The sequence below is a fragment of the Caldisphaera sp. genome, from assembly GCF_049974385.1.
Classification (GTDB): domain Archaea; phylum Thermoproteota; class Thermoprotei_A; order Sulfolobales; family Acidilobaceae; genus Caldisphaera.
On record NZ_JBMFIW010000030.1, the window covers coordinates 1 to 14,537 of the forward strand.

The window sequence follows — 14,537 nt, forward strand, 5'->3', positions numbered from 1 at the left end:
CATCGTAGTTTGGCATATTTTCTCTAGTAAGTCTCCTCCTTCCCCTCTCGCACCTTCTGTAATTAAGATACCTTGAGGCACTATCCCAGTCGGATGGAATTGTACAAATTCAGGGTCTTTAACAGGGACTCCTGCTCTAAATGCCATTGCGGTTCCATCGCCTGTTGCAGAGTGGGCATACGTTGTAAACGAGTAAAGCCTCCCAACACCGCCTGTTGCTATAATAGCAGCCTTACTCTTAAACAAATAGAGCTTCCCATCTTTCATATTTATTGCATATAATCCTTTATATATACCATTTTCAACAACAAAATTAGTTACAAACCATTCATCATATCTTTCCCACTTATCATATTGTAATAATTTATTGTATAAAGTCCTCATCTCATTATGGCCTACTTTGTCTGTAGACATTGTTGCCCTAGGATATGAATGGCCCCCAAAAGGTCTTTGTGCTATTCTTCCATCTTCTCTTCTGCTCCATGGCATACCCCAATGATCTAAAAGTAGTATTTCTTCAGGCATTAGTTTAACGAACATCCATACAGCATCTTGATCTGCTAGAAAATCACTACCTTTTATTGTATCCCATGCATGTAGTGCTAAACTATCTCCTTCTTCTGGATATAAAACAGCAGATGTTCCTCCTTCAGCAGAAACACTATGGCTTCTCATTAAATGGACTTTGCTTATGATACCTACATCAAGTTTATCTCCATATTTTCTTTTTATCTCAACAGCGGCTCTAAGACCTGCAAGGCCTGCACCCAAAACTATAATATCATGAGTTATAGTCTCCACAGTCAATTCGGTGTACGCCTCTTAATTCACAATTTAAACATTAATATCTGAATTTAAAAGGTCTATTATTATAGTTGTATAATACAGTATATTATGTTTTAATATAAATTAATATTACTGCTAATATAAATTAATGTAAACTTGGAATTAGAGAAATCATTTTCTCTTTGATATGTTTTCTACATATTGATTATGAGTAAGAAATTCTTCTTTATTAAAATTATTCATTTCTATAACTGCAATCCATCCATTATCATAGGGTTCTTTATTAATTAATTCCGGCTCATCTAGAAGCCTCTCATTAGTTTCTACAACTTTTCCATCTATTGGAGAGTATACTTCGGCAGTAGCTTTAACAGATTCCAATACTGCCAAAGTTCCATTTTTGCTTATGTTTGAATCTTTCTTCGGTAAGTCTATGCCAACAATATCTTTTAGTTGTTTTTGGGCAAAATCCGTAATTCCTATTCTTGCATTTTTACCTTCTACTTTGATCCATTCATCGCTGTTGGTATAAAGAACTGAATCATCAATTATAACATTCAAATTTCCTACCTTAACTTGATATCTACTCATAAATTTCACCCAATATTATTTGCAAATACAGAAATTTAAACTTTAAATTTGTTTATGTTAGATCATAATTTTTTATGGGTAAAGGTTATTAAACAGATATTTGAATATTTTATTAGGATCAAAATTGATGAAAAATGAATTTGAAGTTTTTAACAAGTACACTTATTTAAATTGGGCATCTGTAGGAGATCCTCCTTATAGATCTATAAAGGCAATGGAAGACTACTTAGAAAATTTGAAATCTAGACCAGATGAGCTAACCACATCTAACTATTATGGTAGCATAATTGATGATATCAAGAACAATTTGGGAAAGTTAATAAATGGCAAAAAGGAAAATATAGCCTTAATAGGTAATAGCACGACCCCAGCTATTCAAACAGCTATGAATTCAATAAATCTCAAAAAAGGAGATGAAATGATTGTATTCGATCTAGATTTTCCAACGGTTTATTCAGAATCGTTAAAATGGAAAGAAAAAGGAGTTAAAATAAAAGTCATTAGAAACAAAAAAGGGGATTATAATATAGATGATATTTTGCATGAAATTAATAAAGAAACGAAAGTAATTTTAACGAGCTCCGTTTTTTGGGTTAATGGACTTATGCTTGATATAAAAGAAATGGCGGATGCTATACATGAAAATGATGGCTTTTTAGTAATTGATGCAATACAGCATATTGGACAATCAATTTTTGATGCATCAAAGAACAAAGCAGATTTTGTTGCATTTGGAACCCAAAAATGGTTATTATCTCCTTTTTCAGTAGGGGTTCTTTATATAAGTGACAGAGCACTTAAGCTAACAAATCCTCCAAATTACGGATATTTAAATTTAGATGTAGGGATGAGCTGGGATGAATTCTGGGGTTATGCAAATAAATCACCAGCTAATGAATACAAATTGAAAAGAGAAGGTGCAAAATCATATGAAACAGGGGGCTTCTTTTCAATACCGTCTTTAATAGGTCTTAGAGAATCATTAAAACTAATTAATGATATAGGAGTTGAAAATATCAATACCCATATATTAAAATTAAGGAAAATACTGGTTGAACATTTGATTGAGAACGGAATAGAAATAGTTTCTCCATTAGATGATAAAAAAGCATCAGGAATATTAACATTTAAATTGTATCCTAATATTTATGATAACTATAAAGTTGTTGATGAACTTTATAGGAAATTCTTTATTAAAGTTTCAGGCAGAGCAAGTGCTGGTATAGGAGGTATAAGGGTTTCAATTCATTTCCCGAATGAAGAAAACGATGTGTATAAGTTAATTCAAGCATTAAAATCAATTAAAACTTGAAAACGCAGTTTTGATCTTTTATCATATTATTATTTATTGTTCTTGCTAGGCAACCGCCTTGGCATAATGATGATATACTACATTGTTTACAATCATTTAAATTTAGCCACCAATCTTTTCTAAAAGTTTTGAACTTATTTTTCCAAATATCTTTTAGATCATTTTTTATAGCGTTTCCTTCTTTAAACATTGGATTTATTAAAAGTTCACAGCCATATATATCGCCATTTGCATCAATAACAAATCTAGATCTACCAGCGGGACAAGAATAATAATTAGCTTTAACTTTATTTTTTAGAGATAAATATACATCATAAATATTATTCAAATAAAATCTAAAACCATTGGTTGTTATTTTAATTTTATGATTATCCTTAATTTCTTTAATTTTTTTATAAGCTTCAATAGCAGAATTTCTTTTTAATAATAAGTTGTTTAATTTTGCTCTTCCGAATATTTGGACTGGAGAAAAATTAATTGACTTTACTCCAAGGTTTTCCGCTAAACTAATCATTTCTTCTATATAGTCTTTATTGTGTTCTGTTATAACATAGCTGATAGATGTAGGTATTTCCGCTTTTATTAAATTCTTTACTCCATTTACTGCTAAATTAAAGTTATTCTTTCCTCTTATTATAGAATTTATACTTTCGTTTGGACCATCAATACTTACTTGAACTTCATTAATTTTAGATTTCTTTAAAGTTTCTGAGACTTTATCCGATACTAATATACCATTAGTACTCAAGCTAGTGTATAACCCTAAAGTAGTAGAGTAATGGATTATTTCAAATATTCCATCCTTTAATAAAGGTTCACCACCCAATATATATAAAACTTTTGTGCCTAATTCGCTAAGATTTTTTATAATATGCTTCCATTCTTCTTTTTCAAGTTCATCATTTAAAGGTTTTCCAGCGGATATGTAGCAATGAGTGCAATTTAAATTGCATTCTCTGGTTATGTATATTGTTACTTGATATGGATTATTATCAATTAGATGCTGTCCATTTGATTCCAGATGTGATAGTGGGGTTGCTGGGCAATCTGCTAAGAATGTCATTTCATCAAAAGATAATTCCATCATATACCCTATTTTTCACTAAATATTTTAGACCTATAAATTAGTATTTTATACATGTAAATACTTTATAATAGAAAGTTCTCGATTAATCTACTGTATTAAACTGTTATCATAAATTTTAAAAAAGTGAGATTAAAAAATTTTAATTTAGATAAAAATTTGAATTCTTTTATAGAAAATCTATTACTTATTGATCATTTGTTTTCAAAATTAATCAATTTATTATAGAGATCATCTAAAACATAAAAAACATTTTCTCTATTTAATCCTTCTATTTCAATTTTTTTAAATCTTGCTTTTATTCCATAAAAGTAAACTTCATTTATAGGGGTCCCTTCCAAAGCTAATACTGCATTTATGGGCTCCATTGGAGGAGACGCGTAAAAGTTACCTGTAAGCAATATATGCTCAATATAATTGTCCTTAATTTTAGCATTCAAATTAATAAAGAATCCATTATTAGTTGAAGATGAAGATAGCTCATAATTTTTATTTCCATAAAGAATCCAACTATCTTTTAAATAAGAATTGGCAGCTTCTTGGCTAGATTTTGCATTTATTTTTTCTTCGATTACATTTTCAAATAAATGCTCTATACACCAATTAACATCTTTGTTATTATTATTTGTTATTATTTCTATTAATCCTACATTTCCCAGCTTTGTTATACCATATAAAAGTTTCTTATCCCTTGATAATGAAATCCCAGCATACGGCTCAATTCCAGATACGCATTTAGCGATATTTTTAGCTCTATCATTAATTTTTTTAAGTGTTTCAACTCTACTCGTTAAAATAGTTATATATTCATAATCTTCGTGAAAGCTTATTTCAGGACCTCCAGTTAATCTCCTATAAGTGTTTTCTTTGCTGGTATATTTATAATATAGACCTATCGAATTTCCTGCTTCTTTTAGATAAGTTAAAAAAATATATGTAGAATTAATTTCTTTAAACAAATTTTTTATTATTTCTTCAGTAAATGCTTGGGCCTCATTAAATTTTAGCTTCTCTTTATTTATTAGGAATTTTGTAATCAAATTTTCACCAATTAATATTATAATTTAAAAGCTAATTAATTTATGCAATACTTAATCCTGATACTTTCATTTTACCAGAATATACTTTATCATATGATATAACATCACTACTAAACCCAATTATTTTATTTAGCAAATCTTTTATGTTTCCAGAAATAATAATTTCTCTGAATCCTCCATCTTTATCCCATGAAACGTTAGCTGAAACACTGAAGTCTCCAGTATCGAAGTTGCTTGTATGAACTCCTTGAACTTGATCTATATATATTCCATCATCATCTTTAAAAGATTTTCCTTCAAATACTAAATTACTTGTCGAAATTCCAGGTAACGAATTAAATGATCTAAAAGCTGAATGCGTGTTATCCATGTTAGCTTTCTTTGACCAATAAGTATTGGAGAGATACTTCATTAATGTACCATTTTTTATTATTTCTGTTCTAATTGATGGTAGCCCTTCTCCATCAAATTCTCGTGACCAAGGTAAATAAGGTATCAAAGGATCATCTGTTACACTTATCTTTGAATCAAATATATCGTTTAACTTAAACGGTGTTCTATTTCTGTAGTAACTTTCTAAAGTTATTCCATTCGTAAGCAAAGGAACTACAAGCTCATTTATAGCCTTTTGAGTAAATATAATGTCTATATTCTTTTTATTGTTTTCAAATTTTCTTCTTCTTTTAGTTATATCTATTTTTAAAACTAGGTTATTTAATAGATTATCTATGTTAATTTTTTTAAAGAATTTTGACGATTCTCCCTCATAAATTTCAGGTCCTACCTCATCACCAAGGTAATTCGCTACCCCTCCTATCCATATAAATGATGTTTTTGATTTAGAATCTAAGCCAAGACTGTTCTTAACTTCAATAGTTGTATATCCTGCTACAGCTCTTTGATTGATAAAATTAACCTTATCTGATATAGAATCTAACGATTCTATATAATACTTCAAATTATCAATCGGATTTACTACACTTTCGTCAAATATACCTTCTAATTTAACTTTTCTTGAATCATAAGATAAAATATTAGCTTCATCCTCTTTTCCTGCTGCAAGAGAACTCATCGCTAATTCATATAACTCGTCAGATATCTTATTTCCATAAGAAAAGCCTAGCTTTTTATTTTTTATAATTCTTAGGCCATAACCATCTTCCTCATATGTCATACCGTGCTGTTCATTTTTTTCTTTAGAGACTTCATAGACTTTAATCTTAACGTGCAGTATTTCAGCTTCTGCACCTTCTTTAGATGCTTTATTTATTATGTAATCTAAATCTTCTTTACTCATTGGAACCACCTACCTTAATTTTCTCTACTTTTACATAAGGACCTCCAGTACCCACATATACGCTTTGTCCCATTTTACCGCAAACTCCGGGCCAGACATTGAAATCTTTTGAAACATCTGTTATTTGAGATAAAGTTTCTAACGTGTATCCTGCTATACCGACATTTCTTAAAGGATACTTAATTTCTCCGTTTTCTATTTTATATCCCTCTTCTATGCCAAACTGGAAGGTTCCATCTGGACTCGTTTGACCGCCTAGGACTGAACTCATCAAATATCCTTCTTTTATATCTTCCAACATTTCATCAAATCTAGATTTTCCAGGCTTGAAGTAAGTATTTCTCATTCTTATTAATATGCTGCTTCTAAAATCCTCTGACCTACCATTGCCTGAAGGCAATTCATTTGTATATAATGCATATGTTCTATTGTTTAAAAACTCTTTTACAATACCATTTTCAATTATATTTACTTCTCTACCTTCGACTCCTTCATCATCATATGGTGTTATCCCTATAGCTGTTGGATAATCAAGATAAGGAGAATCTGAGACGTTTACTATATCTTTAGCAATTTTTTTACCTTTAAGCTTGCCTAATATGCCAGATATGGCTAAATCTGCTTCTGCAAGATGACCCAAAGCTTCATGAGCGAATACTCCACTAACTTCTGGAGATAAAATAACTTTGGCCTCTCCTGCTTTAGCTGATTTCCCTTTTAGTTGCATGGATACCTTATTTAATAATTTATTTACTGATTCATTTATATCAAAAACTTCTATAGGGTAACCAAGATATGTTGATAAAGAAATATGGGAACTGACATTTATATTGTTTTCTCTTGCTACAGCTGAAATTGATAAAGATGATATTTTGTATTTTATTTCTATATCTCTTCCATCACTGCTTAGATATTGTTTTTCAATTGAATTTTCAGAATATCTGACGTTTATCGATTTGATCCTCTTATCTGCATTAAGTATTTCTTCTTTAATTTTTGATATATCTTCAATGATTTCGTTAGGCTTTTTGCTATTAGGATATTTTTCTTTTATAATAACCATATCTTTTTTTGGCTTTAACTGGTAGACATTTGTTTTTCCATTACCCACAGCTAGTAATAAAACATCTTTTAAATCAAGGTTATTTAAATTGGTTGTAAATTTATAGCCAAAGTTTCCCTTATATAATACTCTTATTGCATATCCTTCAGATATGCCGTTATTAGAAATAATGTTTCTTACTTCGCTGCTGTTAGCAATTAATGTCTTGCTTTTCATATATCTTATATCAGCAAAATCTGCTCCCATAGATAAAAGTGAGTTTAGCTTTTCTTCCAATTTAACCACTAATAATATAGAAAATGATTGAAAAATATAAAGTTTTGTTATTTAATATCTTTTTCTATAAGAAGGCTTTCTACCATAACCACCGTAACTTCTTCTTTCTTCTTCAACTACCCTATCCGACATATTATTATTTGTATTCACATTTTCTATTTCTTTTTCAGATACTGTTATTGTACCATTACTTTTGTTTAATGATAGTCTCATGCTTCCTTTGAATGTTGAAACAAAGGCGTTTTGGATTTTTATTGTTTCTCCCTCTTTTACTTTGTTTATAGAGTTATCCCATAGAGTCATAATTATTGTACCGCTTTCATCTCCAACCAATACATCAGAAACCTTATGAGACATGCCATCCTTTCCGAATACATTCCTAGGTTCTGATACCTTCATGACCTTTACACTTATTTCCTCAACAGCGCTTTTAGGCGCTAATTCATTCACTTTCAATTCTTTCGCCAATTACTAGTTAAAACCTCTGTTAATAAATTAACATGAAGATTATCTCGGTATTCTTTCTATAGTCCTAAATATAAACACATTAATCAATAGTATAATAGCTGCTACAATATATGTTAAACCAAAGCCCATGTATCTAGCCATATAACCAGAAATGAATGATCCAAACGTGGTTGCTATTCCTGTCAACGTGCTATATACTCCTAAAGTAGAGCCTTCTTTTCCGCTTCTAGCAATTTCAAAAATCATTATGCTAGTCGAAGTATAGAATATAGAGAAAGCGAGACCTGCTGCTAATGGATAGAAAATAACTCCAGTTAATATAAGGGAAATTTTATTAACTATTAATACAGTTAATAAACCTATCATAAAATATGATGACCCCCTTATTAATAATGACATCCAAGAACTTCTAGCCTTACCGAACTTGTTAATTACTTTTGGAGAAATATAATAAGAAATTATTTGGAAAACCATGCCTATAGAAAATATCATCAATACTAAGCTATTAGAAAGTCCTCCTGTTTTAAGTCCAGCAGGATATTCTGTATTGAATATGCCAGAAGCAATGTAAAATAGGAACATACCTGTATATAATAAAGGTACATAAGCTGATGGTAATGATTTTAATCTAGATAAAGAAAATATTTTGAATGAATGCTTAGACGGCAAATGTATGAAAATTGTTGGAATCTGTTTTAGTCTAATTAAGAAAGATTCTAAATTATGAAGTAAAGCTGTCCTTTCAATATGTAATTCAGGTTTAGGCACAAAATATAGTGATAATCCAAAAGATATGAGAACCAGCAATCCCATTATTAATAATATTTCATTAATTTTAAAATAAAATGCTAAAATAGAAGAACCAACTAAACCAATTAAATATCCTATCGATGATAAGTAATTTAATTTAGCATAAGCTGATGTCCATAAATCCTTTCTAACGGTACTCATTATTAATAAAGATATAGGCGTTGCACTTGCCGAGTTTAAAAACGATAATAATGAAAATATTAGCTCAATGGATCCAATAGATCTAACATATGATATAAGAACTAATGATAATCCTACCATTGAAAAGCTTATAAGTATCTGCTTTTTCCTATCAAAATAATCAGCGGTGAATCCCCATATCAAAGAGCCAATTATACTAGATAAATTAGCTAACGAAATGGTATAAGCAACATCTATCACATTCCCTCCTAATTTTAAGATTTGTAATGTAATTAGAGTTGATAGTGGTCCCATTGCTATATTATATGGTATTAAGCTGTACATCCAATTGTCTTTATATAGCTTTATCCCCACCCTCCCACCCTTCTAAACCATTTACTTTTTAAATAAAGAAGTATATTGGTTTTATTATATTTTTTGTCATAAGGGATGCAAGCTTAACACTTTAAAAATGTTTTATTAATAATTATTTCCTGTCTATAAACTTATAATAAAATCCTGTAAAGTATATATTTTTTCTTTTCAAGCTATTAAAAAATATTTACTTCTAAATAAAAACTTTTAATTAATAGAAGAAAAAATGGTGAAGTAACATGACCCTAAGAGTTTGGATAGAGCCTAGAGATAATTGCATAGCAGATATGGTATGTGTTAGTCTATGTGGAGATGTTTTTGAAATGTCAGATGTAGACGGTAAATCTAATGTAATTGCTAAGTGGAGAAAAGATCCTAATAACATATCAGAAGGTTTCGTCCCAGATGATTTGAAAGATTGCATAGATGCTGCTGTTCAGAGTTGCCCAACACAAATAATACATAGTGAAGTATCTCAGGAAATAGTTCAACCTCAAACAGCGTAAAAATTATTTTTGAAATAAAAATAAATATCACAAATATTATATATATACTGGGATATATTTTGGATGACATATTAGGAAAATACAAAGATGGAGGCATTAATTATACTTTTAGATACGCAAAAAAAGAAGATAAAAGAAAAATAATAGAATTTTACGAGTCTATGGATAATGAATCAATATATTTTAGATTTTTAAGTTTTTATAAGGATTTTTCATCACATGTTGAAAAAATATTTGGAGAAAAAAATAAATATGGATTTGCAGTTATAGGAGAGGATGAAGAGAAAAATATAGCTGCATTAGGTGAAAATTTTTCATACAGTATTGATAGTGCAGAGCTTGCATTTATAGTAAGCCCACATCATAGAAAAAGAGGGTTAGGAACTATAGTAGCGGCTTTCCTAATACTTGGTTCATATATTAGGGGAATTAAGATTATGGAAGCTTATTTTCATGCAGAAAATTCACCAGCTTATAAAATAGGATTAAAAATGGGGTTAAATATGGAATTTGAAGAAGATGTTTATCATGGTAAAGCCCCTTTGGAAAAAATATACACAATAGCTTTAAATGCACTAAAAGAAAAAGGAGTGCAAGTATATTTAGATATTAAGAAATAAATTAAAAGAGATAAGCTATTTGAAAAATGAGGGGAGAATTATGGTCAAGTTATCTATGTTTTCAGGTGGAAAAGATGGACTTAGGGCAGCACAATTAGAATGGCCAGTCGATGCTTTTTTGTTTTTGATATATGAATTCCCAGAGCCTAGTCCGCATATAGTTAACTTACAATCAACTATTGCATCGGCCTCCGCTATTGGAGTTCCAATAATTGTGAAAAGACTGCATAAAGGGAAAGAATTCAATGAAACTGTAGAACTGCTGAAAAAGTTTAATGTTGATACATTAGTAGCTGGGGATGTATATGTTGAGGATCATTTGAAATACATGGAGAAGTTAGTAAATGAGGCTGGGGCTAAGCTTAAAGAACCTTTATGGGGTTTGGATACATTAGAAATTCTTATGAAAGATATAAATGATAACTATTCATTTAAGGTCTTGGGCGCAAGGCCTAAAAAATTAAGAGAAAGTGTTGGAAAAATTATTGATAAAAGTAATGTGGATTGGTTTATTAATTTAGCAAAGGAAGATAATGCAGATCCTTTAGGTGAAAATGGAGAATACCATACGATAGTTTTAAACAGTCCATTGCATAAAGAGAATTTTAAAATTGTTGATATTAGTATTAAAGAACTAGAATGTTGCAGAATCTTATTAACAAGCAGCTATTTTAACCAACTTTAATATTTTTGAAAAAATTAGAACATTAATTTTTAGTGGGAAAAATTTATATACCCAAACAATAAGTGAAAAAAGGAGAGGTGTTCGTAATTGTCGACGCACTCGTGGTTGATAACGTACCTGATAGGCTAGTTTTTCTGTTAAGGAGTAATGGAATTAATGTAAATTATAGTCCAGGCATACATAGGGAAGAAATCATTAAGGTTTTAAACAATTATGATATCCTTGTTTTCAGAAGCAGGTTAAAAATAGATAAGGAAATAATTGATAGTTCAAATAAATTAAGATATTTAGCTAGATTTGGGGTTGGTTTAGACAATGTAGATATAGAATATGCTATGAAAAAAGGTATAAAGATTATAAATGCTCCAAACGCACCTAGTAAAAGTGTTGCTCAACTTATAATATCAATGATATTCATTTTAGAAAGAAAACTTTATAATATAATCGATATGGTGAAAAATGGCGAATGGCCTAAAGGAAAAATTATAGGCAATGAGATTGATGGAAAGACTCTAGGAATAATAGGCTTTGGAAGAATTGGAAGGGCAACTGCAAGGTACGCATATCTATTAGGTATGAAGATATTAGCTAATGATATTATAGATGTAAGCGAAGAAGTTCAAAAATATGAGGGCAAGCAAGTTTCATTAGATTATCTTCTTAAAAATAGCGATATAATTTCATTGAGCGTCCCTTTAACTTCTTTAACATATCATATGATAAATTATGAGACTATTTCTTTAATTAAAAATAATGCAATATTAATAAATACAGGTAGAGGAGAAGTTATAGATACGAAAGCTTTATTAGAAAATATAGATAAATTTAAAGGCATTGGACTAGATGTTTTGGAGCAAGAACCTCCTAAAGATGAAATGTTCAGAAGATTAATAAAAAATGACAAAGTAATAGTAACATCACACATTGGCTCTGAAACTTATGAAGCTATGGATAGACTAACTGAAGAGTTTGCTGCAAATATTTTAAAGGAGGTTTGGAATAAATGAAATACTTAACCCCAGGGCCTATACAACTACCGAGAGAAGTATTAAATTACATTAATAATCAGCCATATTTCCATAGATCTAATGAATTTAAAGAAATTTTTTCATCTGTGATTGAAAAAATGGAAAAAATTATTGGAGAAGAAGTCCTTATATTTCCAGGAACTGGAACATTTTCAATAGATACAATGGTTTATAATTATGTTAATCCGAATGAAGATGTACTACTGATTGATATAGGCGAATTCAGCAAGAGATTAGGCGAATCATTAATTTCAAGAAATGCTAGATTGCACATAATAAAAAGTGAAATTGGTGACGTTGTAGCTCCAGATATAGTTGAAGATTATAGTAAAAAAATTAATGATTTAAAAGCAATTGCAATGGTTCATAATGAAACAAGCTTAGGAGTTGCTAACAGATATGTAGAAAAAATACAAGATATAGCTAGTTCACTAAATGCTATTTTATTAGTTGATAGCGTATCAGGAATACCTGCTGAAAAGATAGGGAAAAAAATAGATGTTATAGCAACAGCTTCACATAAGGCATTTATGTCAATCCCAGGCGCTTCAATTATATTTTATAACATTAAACCAAGAAATTTAGACAAACTACCTCCTAGCATGAATTTGAATAAGTTTATTGATATGAAGAAAAATCTTGAGACTCCATATACTCCGCCTATAAACGTTATTATGGGCTTAGATTATTCAACAAATTATATTTTAAAGATAGGCGTTGATAATTATGCAAAAATGCACAGAGAGAAAACAGATTATTTAAAAAATTTAGTTAAACTAAAACCAGTTGCAAAAGAAGAATTTAGTAGCAATACAGTTTCAGCATTTTATACAAATAATGCAAAAACAATAATAGAAGATTTGAGAAGGAAGGGTTACACCATAGCATCAGGAATGGGTAACTTAGCTAAAAATATTATTAGAATTGGAGTTATGGGAGATGTAAATTTCGATGATATAAAAAACATTGCGGAGGTTATTAATTATTATGATTGATAAGAGATGTAAACTTTGCCTGATAGAAAGTAGGGTTAACGATTTAATTAAACTGGGGAATGATGATAAAATACCAGAACTATTAGAAGAAATTTCACGCAATTTAAAAACTAATAAAAATAGGGATGAATTATTTGTAGACACCTTTAATTATATAAAAAAATTGGTAAAAAATGACGATCCCTATAATTATATAAAAAATTATTTGAATGAAATTGGTAAAAAGGCATCTTTGCTAATAAAAGAAAAACTAATAAAAAATAATTGGGATATAAATTTAGCATTGAAATTTTCAGCTGCTGCTAACATAATAGACTCAAATGTATTAGGATACGAGCCTATTGATATAAACAAGGCATTGTATGATGAGCCCAAAATTTTTGGTGAAATTAAAATACCAAAAAATGAAACAATTTATTTGGTACTCGATAATTCTGGAGAAGTTTATATTGATTTGCTTTTAAAAGAAACTTTAATTAAAAATGGTTATAAAGTAAAAACTGTAATGAGAAAGGAAAGTTATGAGATAGATGTTTCGATGAATAATGAAATATTGCCAGACATAGTTGTGGATGGCAATTATTCACCATTAAAGAGCATTAATAATGGTTTTTTAATAGCAAAAGGAATAGCTAATTTAGAGGCTTATTTATTTTCAAATCATACATTAAGCACCCTTCATTTATTTAGAGCCAAATGTTTCGTTTTAGCAGATAAGTTTAATGTAGCTAAAAACACTCCTATAATAATAAACGGTGAAGATTTATTAAAAATTTTTAAAATTTAACTATTTATAATAAATTTATAATTTATGTCTGAAAGATCTTCAGATGAACAATTATCTTTATTACAGTAAATTATATCTTTTATTCCATAATCATAATAATTATTATTTAACCTCTTCATTATATATTGTGAAATTCTAAGTTTTAAAGAGTCCATCACTTAAGGAACTCTTCGCCCTTCAGGGCAGGGAAGAAGTTGGTATGATTGTTATATAATTTATTATTTTCTCTTAACATAATATTGGCAATAATGCATCATTTTAGGAATAAAATGCGGCGGCCGGGATTTGAACCCGGGACCTCTGGCTTGGAAGGCCAGCGTCCTAATCCAGGCTAGACTACCGCCGCTCGAATTATTATAGAGGTCTTGAGTTTTTAAATCTGACGATGATGGATACTCTAAATCTTATCGCTAAAGGCTAACTTACTGAGAATGATAGCAGTAGCCGACCTCACTTCCTGATAAATAGGAGTCCTAGAAGATCATCTTTATTCCAAAAATTGATTGCCAAAACTTAATCATTTTATAAAATCAAATTTCAGAATTTTTAATATTAAGTTATAAAGCTATATAATATAATTTGTCTATTATTTTATTAAGTATGAGAATATAAAAATTTAAGGTTCCACACAGGAACCAAGTGCCGGTATCGAACTGTAAAACTATTCGACCTTAAACCCAAAACAAATTGTTAT

Annotated in this window: 15 protein-coding genes and 1 tRNA gene; 7 read left to right on the forward strand and 9 right to left on the reverse strand. The window is 29.6% G+C overall.

Going from position 1 to position 14,537, the window contains the following annotated elements:
• Nucleotides 1-807, reverse strand: an 807-nt coding sequence (locus tag ACP5GV_RS07360) for an FAD-binding protein (RefSeq protein WP_428103104.1), incomplete at its 3' end; no start/stop codon positions are given.
• 150 nt (nt 808-957) lie between these two features.
• On the reverse strand, nt 958-1,377 hold the full coding sequence (gene gcvH, locus ACP5GV_RS07365; protein WP_428069843.1) for a glycine cleavage system protein H: 420 nt from the start codon (nt 1,375-1,377) through the stop codon (nt 958-960).
• A gap of 127 nt (nt 1,378-1,504) precedes the next feature.
• On the opposite strand from gcvH, the gene ACP5GV_RS07370 reads away from it, so the two are divergent.
• Entirely contained in the window at nt 1,505-2,689 is a 1,185-nt protein-coding gene (locus ACP5GV_RS07370; protein ID WP_428069841.1) for an aminotransferase class V-fold PLP-dependent enzyme, read from the forward strand.
• Here the strand turns inward: ACP5GV_RS07370 and ACP5GV_RS07375 are convergent.
• The 6 genes from ACP5GV_RS07375 to ACP5GV_RS07400 all read right to left on the reverse strand — a co-directional run bounded on the left by ACP5GV_RS07375 (nt 2,679) and on the right by ACP5GV_RS07400 (nt 9,222).
• Nucleotides 2,679-3,773 carry a radical SAM protein gene (locus ACP5GV_RS07375; protein WP_428103106.1) on the reverse strand — a complete coding sequence of 365 codons (1,095 nt, stop codon included), beginning with the start codon at nt 3,771-3,773 and terminating at the stop codon, nt 2,679-2,681. The genes ACP5GV_RS07370 and ACP5GV_RS07375 overlap by 11 nt on opposite strands.
• Before the next feature lie 194 nt (nt 3,774-3,967).
• The gene (locus ACP5GV_RS07380) at nt 3,968-4,813 is read right to left on the reverse strand and encodes a hypothetical protein (RefSeq protein WP_428103108.1); all 846 of its coding nucleotides are present in this window, start codon (nt 4,811-4,813) and stop codon (nt 3,968-3,970) included.
• 40 nt (nt 4,814-4,853) lie between these two features.
• The gene (locus ACP5GV_RS07385; RefSeq protein ID WP_428103110.1) at nt 4,854-6,110 is read right to left on the reverse strand and encodes a TldD/PmbA family protein; all 1,257 of its coding nucleotides are present in this window, start codon (nt 6,108-6,110) and stop codon (nt 4,854-4,856) included.
• Entirely contained in the window at nt 6,103-7,449 is a 1,347-nt protein-coding gene (tldD, locus tag ACP5GV_RS07390; protein WP_428090506.1) for a zinc metalloprotease TldD, read from the reverse strand. Before tldD ends, ACP5GV_RS07385 begins: the two co-directional genes overlap by 8 nt.
• A gap of 51 nt (nt 7,450-7,500) precedes the next feature.
• Nucleotides 7,501-7,899 carry a single-stranded DNA-binding protein gene (locus ACP5GV_RS07395; protein WP_292319873.1) on the reverse strand — a complete coding sequence of 133 codons (399 nt, stop codon included), beginning with the start codon at nt 7,897-7,899 and terminating at the stop codon, nt 7,501-7,503.
• Between the two features lie 57 nt (nt 7,900-7,956).
• Entirely contained in the window at nt 7,957-9,222 is a 1,266-nt protein-coding gene (locus ACP5GV_RS07400; RefSeq protein WP_428103112.1) for an MFS transporter, read from the reverse strand.
• A 239-nt stretch (nt 9,223-9,461) separates the two neighbouring features.
• On the opposite strand from ACP5GV_RS07400, the gene ACP5GV_RS07405 reads away from it, so the two are divergent.
• The 6 genes from ACP5GV_RS07405 to ACP5GV_RS07430 all read left to right on the forward strand — a co-directional run bounded on the left by ACP5GV_RS07405 (nt 9,462) and on the right by ACP5GV_RS07430 (nt 13,843).
• Complete coding sequence (locus tag ACP5GV_RS07405; RefSeq protein WP_292319860.1) at nt 9,462-9,728, forward strand: ferredoxin; 267 nt, start codon at nt 9,462-9,464, stop codon at nt 9,726-9,728.
• A gap of 59 nt (nt 9,729-9,787) precedes the next feature.
• A complete protein-coding gene (locus tag ACP5GV_RS07410; RefSeq protein WP_428069830.1) occupies nt 9,788-10,348 on the forward strand; it encodes a hypothetical protein in 561 nt (186 codons plus the stop codon).
• A 40-nt stretch (nt 10,349-10,388) separates the two neighbouring features.
• Nucleotides 10,389-11,033: an ATPase gene (locus ACP5GV_RS07415; RefSeq protein WP_428103114.1), complete on the forward strand. Its 645-nt coding sequence runs from the start codon at nt 10,389-10,391 to the stop codon at nt 11,031-11,033.
• A gap of 62 nt (nt 11,034-11,095) precedes the next feature.
• A complete protein-coding gene (locus ACP5GV_RS07420) occupies nt 11,096-12,040 on the forward strand; it encodes an NAD(P)-dependent oxidoreductase (RefSeq protein ID WP_428069828.1) in 945 nt (314 codons plus the stop codon).
• Complete coding sequence (locus ACP5GV_RS07425) at nt 12,037-13,056, forward strand: pyridoxal-phosphate-dependent aminotransferase family protein (RefSeq protein WP_428069826.1); 1,020 nt, start codon at nt 12,037-12,039, stop codon at nt 13,054-13,056. The genes ACP5GV_RS07420 and ACP5GV_RS07425 overlap by 4 nt, the downstream gene beginning before the upstream one ends.
• Entirely contained in the window at nt 13,049-13,843 is a 795-nt protein-coding gene (locus tag ACP5GV_RS07430; RefSeq protein ID WP_428069824.1) for an ARMT1-like domain-containing protein, read from the forward strand. The genes ACP5GV_RS07425 and ACP5GV_RS07430 overlap by 8 nt, the downstream gene beginning before the upstream one ends.
• Nucleotides 13,844-14,113: 270 nt before the next feature.
• Here ACP5GV_RS07430 and ACP5GV_RS07435 read toward each other — a convergent pair.
• Nucleotides 14,114-14,189 (reverse strand) — tRNA-Gly (locus tag ACP5GV_RS07435).
• Between the last annotated feature and the right edge of the window lie 348 nt (nt 14,190-14,537).